This window comes from Roseomonas sp. FDAARGOS_362 (genome assembly GCF_002754815.1).
GTDB lineage: Bacteria > Pseudomonadota > Alphaproteobacteria > Acetobacterales > Acetobacteraceae > Roseomonas > Roseomonas mucosa.
Window position 1 is genome coordinate 55,246 of sequence record NZ_CP024584.1, and the last position, 20,243, is coordinate 75,488.

A 20,243-nucleotide genomic window follows, 5' to 3' on the forward strand; every position below is an offset into this window, starting at 1 on the left:
TGACGCGCGCTCAGGCGCTGCCCTGCCTCGCATCGAGGGCCTGCCCGATGGCCTCGCAGGCCCGGTTGCCGGCCTCGGCACTATCCGCCATCACGACGACCTTGCGGCCGGCCCGCACGACCGCGGCGAGGCTGGCCAGGACGTGCTCGGGCAGGGGAGCGTCTGGGATCAGCCCTTCGGGCAGGAGCCAGAGGCGGTCCTCCTGCTCGATCGTGTTCCCCGGTTCGTCCAGGTTGTGCAGCACCGCCTGGAAGGCACGGTCCGTGATCAGGCCGAGCGAGAAGGCGGGACCACTGCCCAGGACCAGCCGGCCATCGCCGTCATAGACGGCACCGGCCGGAGCGCTCGTCTCACCGGCTACCGGCATGCGAAGCGCACGATGTGGCCGGAGATGGAGCCGTCGACGAGGGGAGACATCCTGCCGGGATTGGGGGCAGGGCACCTGGCCTCTTCCAGGGTGTCGCCCTCACCGAGGTAGCGGAGCAACCGCCGGCGGCAATCGGCCTCACGCCGGGCGAAGGACGTACCGGACGGGCCCTGGCGGCGCGTGGTGATCTCGACCAGGCCATCGTCGCGCCTGACTTTGCCGACCAGCTCGTAGCGCGCCCGGGGATCGGACGGAACGGCGATGGTCTGCGCCATGGCAGTGCCCGCCTGGGTGAGGAGCAGGCCAAGAGCGGTGATCCAGGCCTTCACGAGGATTGCTTCCGCAGGCGCACCCCGGCGCCTCCTCCGTTTTCCGGGATGAATTCCACTCCTGCCGCTTCCAGAGCGGCACGAAGAGCCTCCAGCGTCCGCGCGTACGGCCGGCGGACTTCGCGTTCGAAATCGGCGATGGTCTTGCGTGCTACCTTAGCCGCTGTCTCCAGCTGATCCTGCGACCAATTCAGCAGAGCACGAGCCGCACGGCACTGCGCGGGCGTGATTTCCAAAACGAATTACCTTACTCAAATTGAGTTGTTGTGTTGGGTGAGTAGGGTTACACATTACGTGTGAGGGACCACCCTCACAACATCAGAGCGACCGGACGAGAGGCTGGACCCCTCCCGCCCGGCCTGACCACAGCTGCTGAAGGGATCAGCCGGCCATGGCTAAGCATACCCGTATCACAGACCGCCACCGAAGCGGAGGAGGCCTCTCCCGCCGTGCGGCGCTCGCCGCACTGGCTGCCGGCAGCCTGACCCTTGCCGCCTTCCGCGGTGCCGTGTCGGAGACCAAGTCATCCGGCGATCCGGACAAGAATCTCCAACGTCTCCACGTCGAATGGCGAAATGCCTACGCCGCCCTGGGGGCGCTGCAGGCCAGGGCACGGACCCTTGCCGACGAGGACCGCCTCAAGCCCGAGCTCGATGCCGCCACCGACTGGCTCTCCGAGGTCGAGCAGACGCTGATCGCAACTCCGGCCCGGGGCCACGACGGCCTGCGGGCCAAGCTGCGGGTGGCGCAGCGGCTGGAGAACCGGGGGAACCTGCGGCCCCTGCCTGTGACTCCCCGGCACGGCGGCGAATACGTCGCCTGGTCCATCGTTCGCGACCTGCAGGCCTCATGGAACGCGGTCGGCGTCGACAGCTGAGGTCGTTCGGCTTCGACTCCCGGATCCTGGAGCCAGGTCTGGAATCCGTGAGCCGGAAGGGCAGCATGCCCATTCGCCCGGCCACTCATCATCGCCGGACGGTATCTCGCATCCGTGTGGCTGAGAGGGTCTCGGCCAGCCCGGCTTCCGGCAAGGCGGGCAACCGCATCCCCGAATACAAGGCTATAAGCTGGCAGGGGGACGAGCCGGTTGGCTCGTTCACCCGGTCCGCGACGATGAGGTTGCCAGCTTGTGTCCGAAGCCTGTCATGCCGCATGGCCTCTCCCTGGAAGCCGCCGACCTGATGCTACACGAGTTGATGAAGCTCCGTTCCCAGGTGCAGGCGATGACGGGTGTCCGGGAGGTGCCGGCACTCGACCCGATGTTCATCAATGCGATGACGATATGGGAGAACATGCTCGCCATCGCCCGGCGAACCTCCACGGTGTCATCATCCGGAATGGGTTCCGGGACGGGCACGGCTTCACCACCCGGGAAGGAAGCAGGTGACGAGACGATGAAGAAGTACAGCCACACCGCCCTGAAGGACGCGGTGAACGCCATTTCGAAGGAGGTCCGGGAAAAATCCTATGCGATGTTGCCGGCCGAGCATCAGGCCGCGGCCCGCCGCATCGAGGAACTCGCCGGGCACAACAACCGCGGCAACATCCCGGTCGACGTCCATCCGCAGCTCGTCGCGATGGCCGAGCACGAGCTGCGCCTTGCTGGCACCGATCCCACCGTCACGGCCCTGGTACGCCATGTCCTCCAGGATCTTCCCGGCGAGGCACGGGCCGATGGCAACATGTACCGGTGCATCGCGCCGTCGCACTGGCTGACGGAGGACTACCTGATCCCGCTTCTGGCGAAGCGCTACGCGGAACGGCGTGACCGGGTCATGGATGAGGCCCGCAAGATCCAGCGCGCGGAGCGGATCGGAGCCAAACATGCCACCACGATCAGGGAAGCGGGCGGAACCCTGACGTTCCAGCTCGGGAAACAGCGCCCCCTCTCCCGAGCCCAGGCCGAAAAGCTGGCCCGGATGCCAGCTCCCATGACGTACCGGAGCCAGGTCGATGCCTTCATACGGTCCTTCGAGCAAGCCATGCGGGAGAAGGTGCGCAACCAAGAATAATGCACCTGGAATGAACGGCGGTCAAAGGGCGGAATTGTCCATTTTCGTCCTGTGACCGTGAGGTGGCCGTGGCCGGACACTCACGGCCATGCAAACACACCCTTCCCACCCTCCTCCGGTCCCGGGCACTGCCCCGGACACATCTCATCCCGCGGCACGCCGGTTCCCGCCGCCGCGGCGTGGGCAGGTTGGGCGTCGCCTGCTCCGCCGCGGTGCCCTCTGATGAGCACCCCCGATCCCGGTGAGCGCCTGCTCACCCTGGCCGAGGTCACCGAGCGCCTGGGCATCTCGGCCCGCACGTTGCGGCGCTGGCGCCAGCACGGCCTGCTTCCCACTGTGCGTATCGCCGGCACCGTGCGGATCCGCCTCGCGGACCTCGAGCGCGCGCTGGCCGACAGCGCCGGCGACGACACCGGCTCTTCCGAGGGATCCGGAAATGACTGAGCCGGATCAACGCTCCGGCGGACGTCGTGCGCCCGTCGCCCCGCTAAATTTCGTATTCAGCTCTGCTACGGATGCACGAATGGCCGCTCCTGGCCGTCCTTGGCCAAACCGGGAAATCCGACCCATGCAAGACCACGATCCGCGCTCCGCCGGGATGCGGCCGGCCCCTCCGGCCCTCGTCTCCACGGTGCCCAGCTTCGCCGATGCCGCCGCGGCCGTGGCCGGCTGGGACGACCTGGCGGAGACGCGCCGCCGCGACCTCAGATCGGCCCTCGCGACCGCCGCGCGCCTGCTGGACCGCTCGCCGCCCGCGGTACCCTGTGATGTCGCCTGGCTGAACGACGCGCTGTTCCGAAAGCCTCCGGGTGCGCATCGCATGCGGACCGAGCGCTTCGGCAACATGGTGAGTGGATTGCGCGCGGTGCTGCGGCGGCTGGACCTGCATGCGCCGGACCTGCGCACCTTCGAGGGTGTGTCCCCGGCCTGGCAGGCCTTGCTCGGCCACGCCCGTCAGGGTGCGCAGGCTGCCTGCCTGCGGCACTTGGCAAGATACTGCGGCGAACGCGGGATCGGGCCGGAAGCGATGTCGGACGCCGTGCTGGCCGACTGGGCCATGGTCGACAGGAGGATTCGCCTGGGCGCGAAGGCTGCCGGGCGCCCGGTCGTCGTGGCGCGGGCCTGGAACAACGTCGTGGCCGCCTCCGGCATGCCGCTTCCTGTCCTCAAAGCCCCCCGCCGCCGCCAGCCCTACACCCTGCCGTTCACGGATTACCCCCAGAGTTTTCAGGACGACCTTCAGGACTTCAGCGCCACGCTGGCGCCGGCCGAGGGGGGCAATATCTGGCGCCGGTCACGTCTCCAAGGCAAGCGGCACCATGTGCTGCGCCCCCAGACCATCACGACACGGCTCTTCTCCATCCGGCAGGCCGCGGCCCTGCTGGTGCTGGGCGGCGTGCCGGCCGGGGAGATCCGCTCCCTGCGCGACCTGGTCTGGCCTCTCGAGCGGGTGGAACTCATCCTGGATGCCGTCATCGAGCGCTCCACCGAACGCAGGGGCGGACAGGTCTGGACCGTGGCCGTGGCCCTGCTGCGGGTGGCCAAGTACTGCGCCGAACGCAAGGACGATCCCTGGATGCCGAAACGCTCGCCACGATCAGGGAGTGGGTCGCCGACACGAAGCCGGACCCCAGGGCCGGCCTTCCCTTGCGGGTGCGCGAACGCATCCGGGCCCTGACCCAGCCGGCAGCCTATGCCGGGCTGCTGCACGAGCCGGCCAGGCTCATGCGGCTGGCGAAGGACCAGGACCTCACGCCCGTGGAGGCGGCCCGCCAGGCGCGGCTCGCGGCGATGCTGGAGATCCTGACCATCTGCCCGATGCGGTTGTCCAACCTGCTGGGGCTGCGTCTCGACCGGCACCTGCGATACCTTGGCCCCAAGGGACGCCGGCTGACCCACCTCGTGATCGCCGGCCACGAGGTCAAGAACGGCGAGCCCATCGAGTGGCCGGTGCCGGAGGAGTCCGCCAGGCTGATCGAGCGCTACATCCGCTCGTACCGGCCAGACCTGACGGATGAAGGCAATCCATACCTCTTCCCCGGCGCCGGCGCCGGCCCGATCAGCGCATCCTCCTTGTCCCATCACCTCAAGGCGCATCTCTGGGAGGTGATCGGTGTCGAGGTGAACCCGCACCTGATGCGCAGCTTCGCGGCCTGGCTGCACCTGCGGCATTATCCGGAGGCGATCGACGAGGTCAGGCGCATCCTCGGGCACCGCTCCATCGAAACGACGATGCGCCACTACATCCTGTTCGAGAAGGAGGCGGCGGCGCTCCGCTTCGGCAGGAGTGTGCTGCGGCTGCGCGAGGAGACGCGCGGCCTGGCCCTCGCCTCCCGCCTGGTCCGGCGTCCCGTCGCCAGGGCGGGGTGGGCCGGTGAGCGCCGATCCCAGGCGGCGCTGCCTGCGCCTGCACGAGTGGCCGGCGTCTCATCGCCGGATCTGGGAGGAGTTCCTGGCCAGCCGGGGCCGGCGGTCGCGCCGGCCGTGCAAGGCAAGGCACTGGGCGCTGGCCAGCATCACCAAGGCCGAGGAAGGCTGGGGCCGCTTCCTGGGCTTCCTGCTGTGGCACGGGCTGCCCGATCCGGACCTCCCGCCGGCGGCGCTGGTGACCGGAGAGAACGTCGGCCGGTTCTTCGATGAGCTCCGCGCGCTGGGAAACGCGGACCACACGGTGCTCGGCCGCCTGCAGGAGATCGAGATGGCGCTGCAGATCCTGGGCCCTGGCGGGACCACGCCTGGATCCGCTGTCCCGGCGGCACGCCGGTCCGCGACCTGCTGCCGATGCGCGTCCGCGACAAGCCGGCCCATCACAGCGCGGTGATGTTCCAATGGGCCTGGATCTCATGGAGGGATCGTCGAGACGCTCTCCGCGGCGCCGGCAGGTGCAGTTGCGCGACGGGCTGCTGATCGCCATCCTGGCGGCGCGCGGCTACCGCCTGCGCACGGTCACCGCCTTCCGGCTGGGCCAGCACCTGCGCCGGGATGACCGGCACTGGGAGGTCTGGCTGCGGCCCGAGGACACGAAGACCCGCTACGCCGAGAACTGCCCGCTGCCGGCCGTGCTCACGCCCTGGATCGACCGCTACGTCGCGCAGGAGCGGCTGGAGCTGCTGGTTGGACGCGCATCGGAGGCCTTCTGGATCAACTGGGGCGGCGAGCCGTTGGGAGCGCGCGGCCTGGAGAAGCGGATCCGCTGGCTGTCGGAGAAGCGCTTCGGGAAGGATGGGGTCTTCGGGCCGCACAGTTTCCGGCATGGGCTGATGACCTCGGCCGTGATGGATGCTCCGGACGATCCCCATCTCGGGCCCACGATCCTCTCGATCACCCTGCGGACAGGCCGCGGGCACTACGACCGCAGCAAGCGGCAGGTCGCGGCGCGGCGCTTTCACGATGCCTTGGCGCTTGAGCGTGCCCGAACCGCCCCCATGCTCCGCAAGCCATCCGGCGACGGCGACAAGGCGGGCATGATCCGAAGAGCCGCGCGCACGAGCGGCCTATGGAGAAGGAGCGCTCCGGATCGGGGACTTCCGGCTAGCCCCTCTTCCAGCGCTGTCCAGTGGGAACGCGAAAAGCCCCGGCCGTGATGGCCGGGGCCTGGTGTTCGCCGGGGCTGCCGGCGTCGAGGTGGTCCGTCCGCTGCCCCGTTGCCGCTCACCCTTCAGGCGAAGGCGATGCCGTAGTGGCCTGGATCGTCGGACATGAAGTCCGGGTCGGTCAGGGCGATGTGCTCCGGCTCTCGGAGAAGCCCAGCACCACGTCGCTGCGCGAGGCGCCGCCCTGCAGCTGGGCCACCCAGTGGTCCAGCCCGGCCGGCTCGGCGGCCCGGTGCAGCGTGTTCAGGTAGAGGTTGGATACGAACTGGCGGTCATTCAGGCGCCGTACTTCGCCTGGAACTCGGGGCTGCGGGTGAAGGCCGCGGCGACATCCCGCAGCGCGACGCCGCTGTCGAGCAGCGAGGCCTGGAACGCCAGTCCCGGGCGTCGGGCAGCCGCCCCAGCACCGTGTCGTAGAGCCGGGCGGCCTGCAGGGCGTGCTCGTCGACATCCCAGATGCCGTTCTGCCAGAGGCCGGCGGTGTTGGCCCTGTTCTCGGCGCTCTCCGAGAAGCCCTGCAGCACCTCGGCACGGCTGTGGCCGCTGTCCAGCTGCGACAGCCACCAGGCCTTGCCCGCCGCCTCGCCCTCGCGGCCCAGGACGTTCTGGTAGAGGCGGTCGACATACTGGCTGTCCGTCAGGCTGCCGTAGCGCGCGTTGAATTCGGGGCTGGCGAGGAAGCTCTGCGCGAGATCGAGCAGGCCGTGGCCTTCCCCGAGGCGGTCGATCCAGAAGTTCAGGCCCTGCTGCTCGGGATCGCGGTCGAGGGCCGCGTGGTAGAGCCGCACCACCTGTGCCGCCGGGTCGGCCTCGTTGAAGACAAGGCGCCCATCGGCCAGGCGGACCTCCTCGACCGAGCGCAGCGTGTCCGTCTGGCCGCCATGGGTGATGACGACGTCGCCCTCGGCGGAGCGGGTCACGGCGAGGCCGCGGCGGCCTGTCGCGCCGTAGTCCAGCACGTCGAAGCCGGCCCGCCGTCGTAGATGTGGGAGCCGTCGACATGGTGCAGAACGTCGTTGCCGGCGGTGCCCGGCACGACCGGCGTATCGTCGTCGAGGATCGTCGCGGTGACTGCGGCGATGCCGATCCCGGTCAGGAAGCCCGGTGCGCCCGACGGGCTCCAGGTGTTGCTAATACGGACCACGAAGGTCTCGTTGCCCTCGAGGAGGCTGTCGCCGGCGATGGCGACCTCGAAGGTCTTATGGGTCTCGCCGTAATTGAAATAGACCCACTGCGTGGTGAAGCCGCCCACGATGTCACTGGATGAGGCCGAATGCGCGCCGGCCGAGGTGTCGGCCTCGATCACGATCGCTGCGGTGACCGGCCAGGAGGTGTTGCCCTCACGCACGATGTCGAAGGTGAGCTTGTGCGTGCCCTGGTCCGAGGCATCGCCCTCCCGCACGGCCGAGGCGCCGACAGCGGCGATGCTCATCGTATCGGTCGGATCGTTGTCCTGGATGACCACGCCGGCCGATCCTCCGCCATTCGTGCTGACGGTGGCATTGACCGGGTTGCGCAGCCACAGGCCGATCGCGCCGGGGACCTCCGGGACGTTGTCGTCGACGAGGCCCCAGCTCACCGCCTGGGACGTCTCGCCGGGGCGAAGGTCACCACCTTCGGGGCGAGGCCGCCGACGAAGTCGTCCGCTCCGGCGACATTGCGCGTGGTGACGGGGATGTAGAATTCCACGGTCACGGAACTCGTCAGCTCGGACGGCGTGCGGGTGACGATCGCGTTCAGGGCCGTATCGGCCCCCTCGGTCAGGGTCGACTTCGCGACGAAGAGGGAAACCGTGGCAGCGTTCCGGACACGTCTGGCAAATCCCCTCCAGGCCGGGGAAAGGCGGTAATCGTTAACCTTTGTCTCATCAAGGCAACGAGTGCGTTATTTCGATACGTTGGCGTCTCAGGATTTGTCCGCGGCGTGCCGTGTTCCCGGTTTGCCACAGGCCGCGGCTCCGGCCCGGTGACGCCGGAGCCGCCAGGCTCGGAAACGCGAAAAGCCCCCGGCCTTCGAGGCCGGGGCTTTGCGTTGCTGGCGAGTGCCAACGTCAGGACGGGCGTCCGCGGGCCGGGCCGGGATCGCTCGCGCCCGGCGAGTACCGCGCCCTGGAAGGCGCGGAACTGGTGGATGCGCGAGAAGCGCGCGAGATAGCCGCCATGGGTCATCTCGCGGTGGCAGGCCGGCAGACCAGCCAGCCATGCTCGGGCCGGTTCAGCCCGCGGTGGAAGGCATGGTCGAACTCGGTCGCCTCCAGCGGCATGCCCGCCTCGTCGAGGACGGGCTCGTGGCCGCAGCAGGGGCAGCGGCCCCGGTAGGCGCCCGGCGCAGGGCCGCGACGATGAGCTCGCGGCTGCGAACCGAGAAGTCCCGCCGTTTGCCCAGCAGGAGGTCCTGCGCGGACAGCTGGAGGAACATCAGATCGGCCATGTGGCGCTCGAGGACATCGAGGCGCCGTGCAGGCGCTCGAACTCCGCTGCGGCCGGAAGGGCCGCATCGCTGGCCTCCGCCACCGTGGGCAGAGCTGGCGGCGAAGAGCCGGAAGAGCCGGGCCGCCGGCGCGGGCCTCGTCGTCGGGAACGTCGGTGCTGAAGAGCATCGTGTGTCCTGGAGATGGTTTCGGCCTTGCTCAAGGGCCGCGACGGTCGGCTTGGGAGCTACCGAGACCGGCCAGGGACACGGGACGGGGAGAAGAGGGGGCGCGATGGTGTGGCGCCCCTCCCTCCCGCCGGTGATCACCGGAGATCCGCGAAGGTGGATCGGGAGAAGGCGTGGTGAAGCCGGGAGAAGGGAAGGAAAGCCGAAGGGGTCAGGAAGAGGATCCACCGCGCGCACGCGCGGGGCCGGCGCAAGGCCCCCGGGGGGCAGCGCCGGGCGGCCCATCCCGGTCATCGGGCTGCCACCGCTGGCAGGGCAGGAGGTTCGCAGAAGACGGCCGGCTCAGTGCCGGATGCGCGGTCCGGGACCGAAGCGCGGCCAGAAGGCGCGCGCATCGGTCCGCCAGGATGAGGGGATGGGGGAAGGTGGGTGAGGGCGACAGGCGCCCGGAAGGCGGAAAGCAACGAACAGGCTCCCGGCTTCACCGCAGCATAGATGGGGATTGGGATCCGCGTTTTCAATATGAAATCGGAATGAAAACCGGGAATTCTATCGCCCGTGTGCGGGTTGATGGCCCGGGCCACGCAGTAGCCTATTGCGATGCAGCAATAGACGGCCCACCTCGGTCTCGTAGCGGGCGTCAGGCGATGACGGTGCCCTCCCTCACCAGAGCCGGCGCCCCGCCCTCCCGGCGGGTCATGGCCGGGGCCGGCAGAGCGGGACGGGGCCCATGGCCTGCCCGCCTGCCGTGCCGGCCATGACGGAAGCTGCCCGTCAGCGCTTCGCGGGCGGCCGCTCTCCCTTTCCCTCCTTCCCCTGCGTCTCCTCCAGCAGCCCGGTGACCGGAACCTCCAGCGCCTGTGCCAGGCGTAGCAGCACCAGCAGGGTGGGGTTGCGCAGGCCGCGTTCGATGCCGCTCACATAGGTCCGGTCCAGCCCCACCCGGCCAGCGAAGTCCTCCTGGCTGAGACGAGGGCTACCCGCAGGGCGTTCACCCGCTCGCCCAGGACGACCCTCGGATCCTTCGCCCCGGCCGGCACCTCCGGTTCCGGCAGCGGCCGGCGCGGCCTGCGCGGGACGCGCGCCCGCTGTGGCTGCGCCTGTGCCGCTCCGGCCCTCCCGGGCCGCGTTTCGTCCGTTCCATCGCCGCAGGGAGACGTGCGACGGACCGAAGGTCCACGCATGGTGATTCCACGTCTTATCATCCCTATGACGATAGGCTACATGTGCCCTGCTCCAGCACGTCTCCCGGTCGTCACACCCATCATGCAGGACCACAGGACCCATGGACGAGGAACACAGCGGCGAGGTGCCGCGGCCCGGAGACGCAGCGCGCCGCCCCGGGCCCGAGCCGCGCAGCGTACCGGGCGTGCAGGTGCGCAAGCGCCACTACTTCGAGGTCGGGTTCCGCTACGACCCGGCCGTCATCGCGCTGTTCAAGCAGCGGGTCCGGAGCGCGCGCTGGAACCCGAAGGAGAAGATCTGGACGGTGGGCGAGGAGGACACGCTCAATCTCTTCGAGGCGCTGCCCGAGCTGGCGCGGCTGGTGATCGAGCGCCTGCCCGAGACGCGCACCGAGACGCCCGAGACCGTCACCTACCTGTTCCCGCAGGAGCAGCATCCCCAGGTGGGCGACCTGATCCAGTGGCCGGACCGGCCGGCCAACGAGGTGGCGGCGGAAGTGAGCCCGGGACCTGTGCTCAGTGACGACCTGCTGGACGAGCATGGGCCGCACCTGCGGGAATGGGAAGGCGCACCCGGCGTCTGGGTCAGCGTGCGCCTGGCCACCCACCAGGAGCGGGCCGACCGGACCTCGGTCTTCGTGGTCGGCTCCTGAGGCAGGAGGAGGGAGGGTGACCATGGCCGGGGAGCCCGACGCTTCCAGCCGGCCGCCCCGGCTGTGCCGGGACTGCCGGCACGCCCGGCTGGATCTGTGGACGCTGTGCGGCCTGCCGTCGCCGCGCAGCGCGCGCGAGGCCTGGCGGCTGGCCTGCTGCCTGCATCCCCGGGTCCAGCCCGCACCGCTGCCGCCGCTGGCCGATCATCTGGTCACCGGCGAGCCGGCGATGCCGGATCCGCTGGACTTCGTGCTGTGCGCCATCGAACGTGGCAACGAGCGTGAGGGCCATTGCGGCGCCTCGGGCAGGCTCTGGGAGGCGACTTGAACGGACCTGGATCCGGAGGGGCAGGGCAGGGTCTGCGCGAGCCCTCGTGGCTGGCGGAGATGTTCCTCGATCCCTGGATGGCGCTGCTGCGGCCCCGGGTGCCGGGGGAGCATCGCTTCCCGATGGTGCTGCTCAGCGCCACGCTGTGGCTGCTGGCCATCGGCACCGCGGCGCTGGCCTGGTGGCTGGCCTTCACGCTGGCGGACTTCGCCTTCCGGCCGGTGGAGCGGCTGGAGGGGGTGGTGCTCAGCCGGACCTGGCGGCCGGCCTCTTCCGGCATGACGGTGGCGCCGGTGATCTCGGCCAACGGCCAGGTCAGCACCGCGGTGGTGCCGGACCACGAGCCCGAGCGCTACGTGGTCTGCCTGCGCATCGATGGACAGGCGCCCTGCGTGCGGGTGCGGCCAGCGCGGTTCGAGGTGCTGCGGCCGGGCACGCCCGTGGCCGTGCTGGCGCGGCGCGGGCGGATCAGCGGTAGCCTGAGCGTCAGCGAGCTGCTGGAGGAGGATACGAGGCCGGCGCCGGGCGCTGACGGTCGCGCCGGCGCCGGGATCGTCATGCCCGGATCCAGATCAGGCGAAGACGAAGTCGCTGGCCTGGAGGTGTGTGACGTCCTGGACGGCGATGTATTCGTACTGGCCGCCGAGGTCGATCGAGCTGCCATGGACGGTCTGGCCGTTGCCGAGCACGACGTCGCCCGAGCGGATGGCCAGGTCGCCGATGCCGTGCACGCCCTGGCTGGCGAAGGCCGTCAGGTCGATGTGATCCTTGCCCTGCTCGAAGTCCATGATCTGGTTCTGCCGGGCGCCCGGGGTGAAGACGAAGGTGTCGTTGCCGCCGGTCGTGAAGCTCCCGGACCTGCTGCCGTCGCCCCAGATCAGGTTGTAGGAGCCGTTGCCCGCGACGATCACGTCGTCGCCGCCGCGCGCGAAGCCGCTCAGGGAACCGTCGCCCACGAGGATCTCGTAGGGGAGTTCGCCCCGCCGACGATGTGGTCGTTCCCGCCCCGCGCGAAGCCGGACAGGGCACCGTCGCCGTAGACGTACACCTCGGCCCAGCTGTCCGCGACCTGGATGTGATCATTCCCACCCCTGGCGAAGCCCGACAGGGTGGCGGCGTCGCCGAAGACCGACTTCCGCAGGGAGCCGGCCGTGATCATGTCGTCACCACCCACGGTGAAGCCGTCCATGGTGAAGGCGTCGCCGTAGACGGTGCCGCTCCCACCCAGGATCCGGTCGTCACCGCCGTGGGCGAAGCCATGCATCTCATAGGCGTCGCCGAAGGCCAGCGGGTTCGAGTGGCTGTCCCCGCTGCCGCCGACGATCAGGTCGTTGCCGCCCTGCGTGAAGTCCCGCATGACATAGGCATCGCCGTAGATCTGCTCGTTCAGGATGCCGGCGCTGCCGCGAGGATCGTGTCGTTGCCGCCGCGTGCGAAGCCACGCATCAGGTAGGCATCGCCATAGAGATAGTTGTAGACGGCCGTGTAGGAGTTCACGCCGTCGTCGCCCTGGATGAACTGGTCGCCGCCCACCTGATGACAGGACAGGCTGGTGCTGGTGTCGCCATAGATCGTCGCCACGGGAAAGCTCCTTCAGCCGCCCGAACGGGCTCAGGCGGCCAGGGAACTCCGCGACGTTCATGCGGATGGCGTCAATTCGATAGAGATATATCTAAATTGAGACTTTGGCGACGTGGCGGAGCGGTGTCACCCATTCGCATGAGCCCGTGCCAAAGGCAGGCTCCACACGCCCCGGCATAGCCTCAATCCGCCAGCATGTGCTGGAAGCCCGGACCATCCTGGCTTTGGTCCGGGAACAGGGAGATGGGCCACTTGAGGATCAGGTAGCCGCTGCGCTCCAGGTGCCGTATCAGCCAGGCGGCCATGAAGTCGGGATTGTCCCGGTGCTCAGTCGCCAGGGGCCGGCCGCGCTCGTCGCGCTGCAGGGCGTAACGCAATAACCGGGCGAGGTCGTCGGGCTTGGTCGGGGAAAGGGCGTCGCTCATGCGCGCAGGCTGGACCAAACGAGAACAATTCATGAACACGAAAGAGTCAGGGAATCTTCCGTCATGAGCGGCCTCAGTTCACGAGTACGCGTCCGTACGGCCGTGATCGCGCGGCATGACCATCCGCTTCGGTTCCCTGGCTCGTGCGGCACGAGCGCGACCCGGCCTGTCTCATCGACCGACCGGGCAGCGCCCTTGCCGTTGCGCAGCCGGTCGCGCAGCGTGGGGCCATGACGCAGACAGATCCCGGAGCGGATGCCGCCCTGCCGCCCATGGGCTCGGTGCTGGGGGTGGATGTGGGCTTCTCGCCGAAGCGTCGCAGCAGTGCCGTCTGCCGGCTCGACTGGGATCCAGGCGCGGTCACCTGGGATATTCGCCGCTTCCGTGCCATTCCGGCCGAGCAGGAGGCCACGATCCGCGGTGTTGCCGGCAAGGCCGGACTCCAGGCCGCGGCCTTCGACGGTCCGCTGCGGGCAGGCCTCGACGTGATCGGCCGCTATCGTGCCGCGGAGCGAATGCTGACGCGCCGCCTGGGTGCCAGGATCGGCAAACCCGGCCAGGCAAGTGCCCCGGTCGGCCAGGCTCTCAATACGGCGGCCAACGACTGCGTCCGCATCGTGCTGGGCGGATGCTCCGTCGAACCTGCAAGGCATGCGGTATGCATCCATGACAGGGCCGTGGTGGAGGCATTTCCCGGGGCCTTCCTGGGCGTCATGCTGGAGGATCCCGGCGAGGTGGCCGCCGTCCGTTCCGACCGCTCGGATGTCTTCTTTCGCCATCTGACGGCGAACGGCACCCTCGAGACACTGCTCGAACGCCTGCTGCCCGGGCGACGCCTAGATCTTCCGCTGGAGGGCGTGACGGACCACGACGACCGGGCCGCGCTGGTCTGCGCGCTGACCGCGCTCTGCGTGGCAGCCGCGGACTTCACGGCCGTGGGTGATGCCGATGGCTGGATCATTCTGCCACCGTGGCGCTTCGTGCGGCCATGGGCATGGAGTGACCTCGAGGCCAATGCTCGTGACGAGAGTCCCGGCTGTCTCTATCAAGGACCGGATCTCCAAACCCGGTACGATCATTCATGGAGTATCGCCTAGTGGCTGCTCTCAGTGAGTTGAACGATCCGGTGCCGGTGCTACAGGCGATCGAGGAACATGATCGTCTTGGCGAAGAGGCGTTTCTCGAAAAATACGGCTACGGGCCGGCACGATCCTATTGGTTGTTGCACGATGGTCGGCGCTACGCTTCCAAGGCGATCCTGGGCGTGGCGTTCGGCTACCGCTTTCCGGGCGCACGTCCGCTCAAGGCGTCGGAGTTCGCCGGTGGCGAGAGTACGGTGCGTCGGGCCCTGACCCGCCTGGGCTTCACGGTCGAGGTCGATGACAAGGCGGCAACTGCTGTCGTTCTCCCGGTGCTGGCCTCTGGCGACGCCGATACGACGGCCTTCGACCCCGAAGGGATGGTGGATGCCCGCGAGAAGATCCTGCGCGAGATCAGGGCTCGGCGAGGCCAGAAGGCCTTTCGCGATCATCTGCTTGAGGCGTATGGCGCGCGCTGTTCGATCAGTGGATGCAGCACATTGGATGTGTTGGAAGCGGCTCACATCCTGCCTTACCGGGGCGAGGCCACTAACCATCCTACCAACGGTCTGCTGCTTCGCGCGGACCTCCATACCTTGTTCGACTGCGGCCTTCTCGCGATTGACCCGGATACCCTGCAGGTGCTGGTTTCCGCGTCCATCATGGAGCCGACCTATCGCGAGATGCATGGTCGCAAGCTGAGGGAGGTTTCCGATGCCCGCCTGGCTCCAAGCCGGGCCGCGCTACGGCGGCATCGGGCAGGTAGCAGGGTCTGAATGACGTCTCAGGAAGGGGCGGCCTCGAAATCAGGATGCCAGATTCCTGTCGCGAGATCCTCGGCACAGTCATAGTGCCAGTTGGTCCGGCGGGTTGTCGGGTAGCGGGTCAGAGCACAACCACATGCAACCGGGGGATTGACCGAGTTGTACACTACGAGGCGTCGTCCCGCAGTACCCCTGGTCAGGCGCAGGAACAGGGGCAGGTAGTCCTTGCCACCCAGGAAGACGATATCTTCCTGGGTCCTCTCCAGAGCATTGAAGTCCGGGAATTTATCGCCGGCGCGCCGGCGCTTCCAGGGCTCGGCCGAGGTGCTGAAGGTGATATCGTAGTCTGGAAGCAGAAAATCGGCACGCACGAGTCCCCAGCCGGCAGACAGGATGAAAAGTCTTTCAATCCCCATTTTTTCCAGCAGGAGTGCATAGGCTTTCGGACGATAGAGCTTCCCAGCAATCCAGAGGCCTGGATCGGGTTCGCGGCCAGCATTCACGGCCATGACACGCTGACGCCATGTGATGCCCGTGATGTCCGACATATCGTCGGGATGAGCGTACAGGACGCCTTTCTCTGGAGGTGCTGCATCCGGACGAGCCACGAACATCACTCGATGACCGTTCATTGTATGGAGGGTGACTCCATTTGCCTGCTTGGATCCAGCGCACTGAATGACGCAAAGCATGCTCTGATGCTCCCAACCTATTTGCAGTGACCGTTCGCTGGTGGCCGATTGTTTGCTGACAAAAATCCAGTGTGCATGTAAAACAAGAAGAAATGCGTCCTGTAGAAAATTCTGAGATGCAAAGATTACGAGTGATCGTGAGGTGTCAATGAGATCCATGGCTGAAGATCGATTCTACTCACTATTTTATAAAGCAAAATCCTGATTGGGGTTGCGCCATTTCCTGCCGCGCTTGAAATATTCATAGACTTCAATCCCTCATCAATACGTTGGCCGACGAGTAGCCCGACGATGGACCGGTTTCCAGCGAAACGAAACAGGTCCGAGTTGCGTAGATAACGGCGAAGTTGGAATAAGCCATTTGGATCGAGATCTGCCTTCTTAAGTTCCATGATGAAAGCGTGCGTTTCGGTACCAATGACGAGATCAGGAATATCTCGGCCATCGCGGATTAGGCTGCCATTGCTTGGTCTCAGCCATATGGGATTTACGTTGATCTGCAGCACTTTACCAAAAATATCCGCATGATCGCCATTGTGGATTTGCTGTATGAGCTGATCCTGTAGGTCAGCTTCGGAAACAACACCGACATGGCGCAACCTGGATACACTGACAGGTTGCCTGCGTCGCCCCGATTCAACAAGACGAATGGTTTCATCATCAAGGGCATCCAGAAACACCGGCAAATCGGAACTTGACAGGAACAAGTTCTTGCCGCCAGATGTCTCCCAAATAAATGACAGCTTCAGGCGTTCCAGGACACCTCTATAGCCTTTCTCGATAGTCACCCTATCGACATTTGGGCGCCCGGAGAATTGATCGGCGACGAATATCCACCGTTCATCCGCCTGTCGGCTGAACCCAATATATTCAGCAGAATCACCGCTCGGATGGATGGGGGTGCCGGTTTTTTCTGCCCTGATGACACAAGGGAAACCCAAGTCGCGAGCGATTGTCGCTGTCCGCATAAGGTCTGCCGTCAAGGACCAGCGACGCGCCAGATAGCTTCGATTACCTTGCTGCACAACAACGCCGCCGGACTTCTCCTCCAGTGTGAATTCCGGAAAATGCAAAATCCTGCTCATTGCCCTGCCGCGTGAACGTGGCAGAGGGTATTCACCAGCCTGAGGTCCTCCACGGTGGCACAGGGCACTTCCAGCAGCCTGGGGCTGGCCAGCACCACGGCCAGGCAATGCGCCCGGGAGACGGCGACGTTCAGGCGCTCGCGGCTGAACAGGAAGGGGATGCCGCGCGGGATGTCGCCGGCGGCCGAGGTCGCCATGGACACCAGTACCACGGCCGCCTCCTGCCCCTGGAACCGGTCCACCGTGCCCACCCGCGCCTCGGGCGGTAGGGCGGCTCGCAGTGCGTTGACCTGCACGTTCCAGGGCGCCACCACCAGCACGTCCTCGACCGTGACCGGCCGCTCCCGGCCCTGCCGGTCGCGCCAGCACTGGCGCATCAGGTCGTGCCAGATGGCCGCCACCTCGGCCACCTCCTCGTCGGAGCGCTGCGAGCAGCCCTCGTGCGCGACCTCGCGGAACTTCAGCCCGTGCGGCACCAGCGCGGGGTGACAGCCGTCTCCGAGCAGCAACTCCTGCCTGTCGCAGGAGGCATGGGCCGTCAGGCTGCCGTCGTAGATGGCCTCCGACACCCAGGCACAGAGCGCGGGATGCATGCGATAGCTCTCGCCCAGGAAAAGGCCCCATTCCGGCGGTACCACGGCCGCGCCCTGCAGCAGGTACTCGAGCACGCTCAGGCCGCTCTCGCCCGGGTGGCTGCCCTGGATGGGCTGGCCGAGCTGCATCTGGTCGCCCACCAGCACGATGCTGCGCGCGGCCGTGCCCGTGGCCACGAGATTGGCCAGCGACACCTGCCCGGCCTCGTCCACGAACAGCAGGTCGACCAGCCCCTCGTTGTCCTCCCGGGCGAACAGCCAGGCGGTGCCGGCGATCAGCTGGAAGTCGGCCGGCACCGCGTTGTCGAAGATGTCGGTGATCATGGTGCCGGCCACGTGGTTCTCCGGACTGTCGGGATCCGACTTCTTGTAGCCGCGGATCGTGACCCCGGCCTCACGGGCCGCGGCCTCAACGCCGCGCAACAGGTTGACGATGGCCTTGTGCGACAGGGCGGAGACGCCCACCCGCAGGCCGCGCCCGATCGCATCCAGGATCATGCGGCTGGCGGTCCAGGTCTTGCCGGTGCCGGGTGGGCCCTGCACGAAGAGGTGGCTGTCCTTGAGATCGCGGCAGGCGGCCACGGCCGCCTCCAGCGTGGTCTCGCCCGGGCGGCGAACCGCCTCGCCCGGTACGCGCCCGATGAGGCGCGGCGCCTCGCGCCGCAGCAGTGCCTCCAGCGCCGGGAAGCGAGCTTCCCCAGCCGCCACACTGTCCGCGAAGCGGCGCACCGCCGCACGCAGCACCTTGTCGTCGAGCGGTCCGCCCGGTGCGACGGAGAGCCGGTCCGGCAGCGGCTCCTTGTTCCTGCCGCGCTTGAGGACGACGCGGCGGGCGTTCGCGTCCAACCTGTCGATGGCGAGCGGCTCCAGCGTCGCGGCGTCCATGGCCGGGCCCGGCCGCAGCTTGGTGTCCTGGCGCGGGAAACGGTATTCGCGTGCGATGGAGCGTGCGATCGGGAAGGGCTCGCCCATCGCTTCCAGGCCGCCGAGGCATTCGGCGTCCTCGATCAGCTCCTCGGTGTCACGGTTCTGCCGATCGAACATGGCCCACCAGCCAGGCTTCTGCTCACGGCGATGGAAGGCAGCGAGGTGGGCCACCAGTTCCCGGTAGGGCCGCTCCGCCTCGGGGGCACCCTCCACCAGCTGCGTGCGGATCGCCGCGGCATCGGCTTCCTCCGCCTCGCGCCGGGCCTTCCGCTCCGGGTCCTCCTCATCCCGGACCAACCCGGCCCAGGGAAGGCTTTCCGGCCGCAGGGTGAGCAGCCAGTCGCGCAACTCGCGGGTGGAGACACAGTCATCGCGGTTGTAGGCCTCGATGCCGTCCAGGATCCCCTGGTCACGAAGCTCCAGCCAGCGTTCGAAGGCCACGATGCTGTCCCCGGCCGTGCCGACCTCCCCATCCCGCGCCGGGCGGTAGAAGCGCTCCACGTTCTTGAGCGAGTAGCGCGGCTCGCTGATGCGCAGTGCCTCGCGCACGATCACATAGAGGTCCACGAAGCGCTGCCCGCGCAGAAGCGTGTCGAGTTCGGCCTCCCGGGTGGCGTGACGCTGCGCCAGCCGTTTGAGCGCTGTCGTCTCATAGTGGTTGTAGTGGTAGATGCGCGCGCCGGGGCTGGCTGCCATGGCCATCACGGCGTGGTCCATGAACTCCTCGAAGGCGCGTTTCTCCTCCGCCGCTTCGAGTGCCCAGAAGGCCCGGAAGCCCTCCGGTCCTTCGACGCCGAACAGGTATTCGAGCCCACCATCCGGATAGAGCGGGTCGCCCTCCATGTCGAAGAACAGGTCTTGCGGATCCGGCCGGGGCAAGCGGGCGAAGCCGCGGCCGGGCCCGGGATCGAGCAGCACGTGGCGGCGGGCCTCCGGATCCTCGCGCACCGCATCCTGCAGGGCTGCCTGTCCGCGCAGGCGCTCCAGTACCTCCGGCGCGATGCCCGGCACACGAATGCCTTCCGGCAGGGCCGCGAGTGCTGCCAGGGTGCTCACCCCGGCCTCCCGCAGGCTGGCGATCTGGGAGGAGCGGATGTTGGCCACCCGGTGCAGGTGGTCCGCCGCCTCCCACTCCGTGTCGCAGCGCTCCTGCCAGCCGCATTCGGAGCAGGCGGCACAGGGCTCGGGTGCGGTGGCGGAGCCGGGATCCTGGCCAGTGTGGGCCACGGCGGTCTCGAGCCGCCGCATGGCGTGGCGGACATAGTAGCGGTAGTCCCGGGCCTGCAGGGTGGCCATGGTGCCGTCGCCCAGCACCACCCGCAGCGCTGGCGGCTCGGTGCCCTGGGTGCGGGTCAGCAGATCGGCGTAAAGAGCGAGCTGGATGGCGAACTTGGCCTTGAGGCTGCGTGCCAGCTTGGTGTCATGCACCTCATAGGCCCAGGGCCCCAGCGCCGAGTGTCCGGCCACCTTGACCAGGAAGTCGGCGTAGCCGTGCCAGGCGCCGCCATCGGCAAGCACGCCCTGGAAGATCAGCTGGACGCCGCGGCGCATCGCCTCCTCGGTCAGACGCAGGCCTGGATCAAGGGCGCGGTCCCGCAGCCAGACCACCTCGCCGGTTGCCGCTGCCCTCAGTTCCTCGAAGTGCTGCCGCTCATGCTCGTCGCCGCGGCGTTGGACCAGGAGTTGTCCCTCGTCCCCAGCGGCTGGCTCGAGTGGCTCCCCCAGGATACTGCGGCGGAAATCGAGTGTGGTCGCGTGGCGGCAGCCGAGGAAGGTGTTCAGGTCGCTGGCCGAAAGCAGTACCTGTCCGCTGTTGAGTCGCATTCCCAGGCCGCACCACTGTTGTAGAATGCAACCTATGGTAAATTATATGTTGCAAAAATCAACATATTTACCAAAAATGATTTGAAGGCAGCGGGTACGGTTGGGATGGACGGCGGCGGGCAGAAGCTGGAGTGGTGCGTGAGGTGACGGGCAAGGGAAGATTCAGGGCTTACGCGGTGCAGGACTCCGAGCATGAGTGTGGGAGATCT

Annotated in this window: 24 protein-coding genes; 10 read left to right on the plus strand and 14 right to left on the minus strand. The window is 67.6% G+C overall.

Annotated features, from left to right (window positions below; translation table 11 throughout):
• Positions 1 to 10 precede the first annotated feature (10 nt).
• From CTJ15_RS03325 to CTJ15_RS03335, 3 genes are read right to left on the minus strand one after another with little or no spacing between them, the layout of a single operon-like run.
• Complete coding sequence (locus CTJ15_RS03325) at positions 11 to 367, minus strand: hypothetical protein (RefSeq protein WP_099781126.1); 357 nt, start codon at positions 365 to 367, stop codon at positions 11 to 13.
• The gene (locus tag CTJ15_RS03330) at positions 358 to 696 is read right to left on the minus strand and encodes a hypothetical protein (protein WP_099781127.1); all 339 of its coding nucleotides are present in this window, start codon (positions 694 to 696) and stop codon (positions 358 to 360) included. Before CTJ15_RS03330 ends, CTJ15_RS03325 begins: the two co-directional genes overlap by 10 nt.
• On the minus strand, positions 693 to 932 hold the full coding sequence (locus CTJ15_RS03335) for a helix-turn-helix transcriptional regulator (RefSeq protein WP_079253513.1): 240 nt from the start codon (positions 930 to 932) through the stop codon (positions 693 to 695). Before CTJ15_RS03335 ends, CTJ15_RS03330 begins: the two co-directional genes overlap by 4 nt.
• Before the next feature lie 155 nt (positions 933 to 1,087).
• Here CTJ15_RS03335 and CTJ15_RS03340 point away from each other — a divergent pair, with 155 nt between their 5' ends.
• From CTJ15_RS03340 to CTJ15_RS03365, 6 genes are all read left to right on the plus strand, one after another.
• Positions 1,088 to 1,573, plus strand: coding sequence for a hypothetical protein (locus CTJ15_RS03340; RefSeq protein ID WP_099781128.1), 486 nt, complete (start codon positions 1,088 to 1,090; stop codon positions 1,571 to 1,573).
• A gap of 268 nt (positions 1,574 to 1,841) precedes the next feature.
• Positions 1,842 to 2,708, plus strand: a complete 867-nt coding sequence (locus tag CTJ15_RS03345; protein WP_099781129.1) for a hypothetical protein — start codon at positions 1,842 to 1,844, stop codon at positions 2,706 to 2,708.
• A gap of 222 nt (positions 2,709 to 2,930) precedes the next feature.
• Entirely contained in the window at positions 2,931 to 3,152 is a 222-nt protein-coding gene (locus CTJ15_RS03350; protein WP_099781130.1) for a helix-turn-helix domain-containing protein, read from the plus strand.
• Positions 3,153 to 3,276: 124 nt separating this feature from the next.
• On the plus strand, positions 3,277 to 4,386 hold the full coding sequence (locus tag CTJ15_RS03355) for a hypothetical protein (RefSeq protein WP_099781131.1): 1,110 nt from the start codon (positions 3,277 to 3,279) through the stop codon (positions 4,384 to 4,386).
• Positions 4,362 to 5,348 (plus strand): tyrosine-type recombinase/integrase, encoded by a 987-nt coding sequence (locus tag CTJ15_RS03360; RefSeq protein WP_126281787.1) that lies wholly within the window; start codon positions 4,362 to 4,364, stop codon positions 5,346 to 5,348. Before CTJ15_RS03355 ends, CTJ15_RS03360 begins: the two co-directional genes overlap by 25 nt.
• Before the next feature lie 242 nt (positions 5,349 to 5,590).
• Entirely contained in the window at positions 5,591 to 6,292 is a 702-nt protein-coding gene (locus CTJ15_RS03365; protein WP_193009580.1) for a hypothetical protein, read from the plus strand.
• 130 nt (positions 6,293 to 6,422) lie between these two features.
• Here CTJ15_RS03365 and CTJ15_RS25250 read toward each other — a convergent pair whose 3' ends face one another.
• From CTJ15_RS25250 to CTJ15_RS24580, 4 genes are all read right to left on the minus strand, one after another.
• Positions 6,423 to 6,581: a DUF4214 domain-containing protein gene (locus tag CTJ15_RS25250; RefSeq protein WP_226945923.1), complete on the minus strand. Its 159-nt coding sequence runs from the start codon at positions 6,579 to 6,581 to the stop codon at positions 6,423 to 6,425.
• Positions 6,574 to 7,260, minus strand: a complete 687-nt coding sequence (locus CTJ15_RS03375) for a DUF4214 domain-containing protein (protein WP_193009581.1) — start codon at positions 7,258 to 7,260, stop codon at positions 6,574 to 6,576. The genes CTJ15_RS25250 and CTJ15_RS03375 overlap by 8 nt, the downstream gene beginning before the upstream one ends.
• Entirely contained in the window at positions 7,218 to 7,880 is a 663-nt protein-coding gene (locus tag CTJ15_RS24175) for a hypothetical protein (RefSeq protein ID WP_193009582.1), read from the minus strand. The genes CTJ15_RS03375 and CTJ15_RS24175 overlap by 43 nt, the downstream gene beginning before the upstream one ends.
• Before the next feature lie 1,793 nt (positions 7,881 to 9,673).
• Positions 9,674 to 9,820: a helix-turn-helix domain-containing protein gene (locus CTJ15_RS24580; RefSeq protein WP_369923359.1), complete on the minus strand. Its 147-nt coding sequence runs from the start codon at positions 9,818 to 9,820 to the stop codon at positions 9,674 to 9,676.
• Positions 9,821 to 10,184: 364 nt separating this feature from the next.
• On the opposite strand from CTJ15_RS24580, the gene CTJ15_RS03385 reads away from it, so the two are divergent.
• Together CTJ15_RS03385 and CTJ15_RS03390 are read left to right on the plus strand one after the other, a co-directional pair.
• Positions 10,185 to 10,736 carry a hypothetical protein gene (locus CTJ15_RS03385; protein ID WP_099781105.1) on the plus strand — a complete coding sequence of 184 codons (552 nt, stop codon included), beginning with the start codon at positions 10,185 to 10,187 and terminating at the stop codon, positions 10,734 to 10,736.
• 22 nt (positions 10,737 to 10,758) lie between these two features.
• Positions 10,759 to 11,064, plus strand: coding sequence for a hypothetical protein (locus CTJ15_RS03390; RefSeq protein WP_099781106.1), 306 nt, complete (start codon positions 10,759 to 10,761; stop codon positions 11,062 to 11,064).
• 572 nt (positions 11,065 to 11,636) lie between these two features.
• Here the strand turns inward: CTJ15_RS03390 and CTJ15_RS03395 are convergent.
• The 4 genes from CTJ15_RS03395 to CTJ15_RS03410 form a co-directional block, all read right to left on the minus strand.
• Entirely contained in the window at positions 11,637 to 12,020 is a 384-nt protein-coding gene (locus CTJ15_RS03395; protein WP_099781137.1) for a hypothetical protein, read from the minus strand.
• The gene (locus CTJ15_RS03400) at positions 12,002 to 12,421 is read right to left on the minus strand and encodes a hypothetical protein (protein WP_099781138.1); all 420 of its coding nucleotides are present in this window, start codon (positions 12,419 to 12,421) and stop codon (positions 12,002 to 12,004) included. Before CTJ15_RS03400 ends, CTJ15_RS03395 begins: the two co-directional genes overlap by 19 nt.
• Positions 12,422 to 12,450: 29 nt before the next feature.
• A complete protein-coding gene (locus tag CTJ15_RS03405; RefSeq protein ID WP_099781139.1) occupies positions 12,451 to 12,645 on the minus strand; it encodes a hypothetical protein in 195 nt (64 codons plus the stop codon).
• A gap of 182 nt (positions 12,646 to 12,827) precedes the next feature.
• Complete coding sequence (locus CTJ15_RS03410; protein WP_099781140.1) at positions 12,828 to 13,070, minus strand: hypothetical protein; 243 nt, start codon at positions 13,068 to 13,070, stop codon at positions 12,828 to 12,830.
• A 143-nt stretch (positions 13,071 to 13,213) separates the two neighbouring features.
• On the opposite strand from CTJ15_RS03410, the gene CTJ15_RS03415 reads away from it, so the two are divergent.
• The gene (locus CTJ15_RS03415) at positions 13,214 to 14,167 is read left to right on the plus strand and encodes a hypothetical protein (RefSeq protein ID WP_151904021.1); all 954 of its coding nucleotides are present in this window, start codon (positions 13,214 to 13,216) and stop codon (positions 14,165 to 14,167) included.
• A gap of 17 nt (positions 14,168 to 14,184) precedes the next feature.
• Positions 14,185 to 14,925 carry an HNH endonuclease gene (locus tag CTJ15_RS25090; protein WP_276561141.1) on the plus strand — a complete coding sequence of 247 codons (741 nt, stop codon included), beginning with the start codon at positions 14,185 to 14,187 and terminating at the stop codon, positions 14,923 to 14,925.
• An 8-nt stretch (positions 14,926 to 14,933) separates the two neighbouring features.
• Here CTJ15_RS25090 and CTJ15_RS03430 read toward each other — a convergent pair whose 3' ends face one another.
• From CTJ15_RS03430 to CTJ15_RS03435, 3 genes are read right to left on the minus strand one after another with little or no spacing between them, the layout of a single operon-like run.
• Entirely contained in the window at positions 14,934 to 15,764 is an 831-nt protein-coding gene (locus tag CTJ15_RS03430; protein WP_226945916.1) for a hypothetical protein, read from the minus strand.
• Complete coding sequence (locus tag CTJ15_RS23765; protein ID WP_126281790.1) at positions 15,731 to 16,690, minus strand: hypothetical protein; 960 nt, start codon at positions 16,688 to 16,690, stop codon at positions 15,731 to 15,733. Before CTJ15_RS23765 ends, CTJ15_RS03430 begins: the two co-directional genes overlap by 34 nt.
• Complete coding sequence (locus CTJ15_RS03435) at positions 16,687 to 20,034, minus strand: TM0106 family RecB-like putative nuclease (protein ID WP_099781143.1); 3,348 nt, start codon at positions 20,032 to 20,034, stop codon at positions 16,687 to 16,689. The genes CTJ15_RS23765 and CTJ15_RS03435 overlap by 4 nt, the downstream gene beginning before the upstream one ends.
• Positions 20,035 to 20,243: the final 209 nt, after the last annotated feature.

Excerpts from the sequence above, each read along its gene's own strand:
- CTJ15_RS03325 (WP_099781126.1), bottom strand. The coding sequence starts at position 367 with ATGCCGGTAGCCGGTGAGACGAGCGCTCCGGCCGGTGCCGTCTATGAC.
- CTJ15_RS03340 (WP_099781128.1), top strand. The coding sequence starts at position 1,088 with ATGGCTAAGCATACCCGTATCACAGACCGCCACCGAAGCGGAGGAGGC.
- CTJ15_RS03345 (WP_099781129.1), top strand. The coding sequence starts at position 1,842 with ATGCCGCATGGCCTCTCCCTGGAAGCCGCCGACCTGATGCTACACGAG.
- CTJ15_RS03350 (WP_099781130.1), top strand. The coding sequence starts at position 2,931 with ATGAGCACCCCCGATCCCGGTGAGCGCCTGCTCACCCTGGCCGAGGTC.
- CTJ15_RS03355 (WP_099781131.1), top strand. The coding sequence starts at position 3,277 with ATGCAAGACCACGATCCGCGCTCCGCCGGGATGCGGCCGGCCCCTCCG.
- CTJ15_RS03385 (WP_099781105.1), top strand. The coding sequence starts at position 10,185 with ATGGACGAGGAACACAGCGGCGAGGTGCCGCGGCCCGGAGACGCAGCG.
- CTJ15_RS03390 (WP_099781106.1), top strand. The coding sequence starts at position 10,759 with ATGGCCGGGGAGCCCGACGCTTCCAGCCGGCCGCCCCGGCTGTGCCGG.
- CTJ15_RS03400 (WP_099781138.1), bottom strand. The coding sequence starts at position 12,421 with ATGCGGGACTTCACGCAGGGCGGCAACGACCTGATCGTCGGCGGCAGC.
- CTJ15_RS03410 (WP_099781140.1), bottom strand. The coding sequence starts at position 13,070 with ATGAGCGACGCCCTTTCCCCGACCAAGCCCGACGACCTCGCCCGGTTA.
- CTJ15_RS03430 (WP_226945916.1), bottom strand. The coding sequence starts at position 15,764 with ATGGATCTCATTGACACCTCACGATCACTCGTAATCTTTGCATCTCAG.
- CTJ15_RS23765 (WP_126281790.1), bottom strand. The coding sequence starts at position 16,690 with ATGAGCAGGATTTTGCATTTTCCGGAATTCACACTGGAGGAGAAGTCC.
- CTJ15_RS03435 (WP_099781143.1), bottom strand. The coding sequence starts at position 20,034 with ATGCGACTCAACAGCGGACAGGTACTGCTTTCGGCCAGCGACCTGAAC.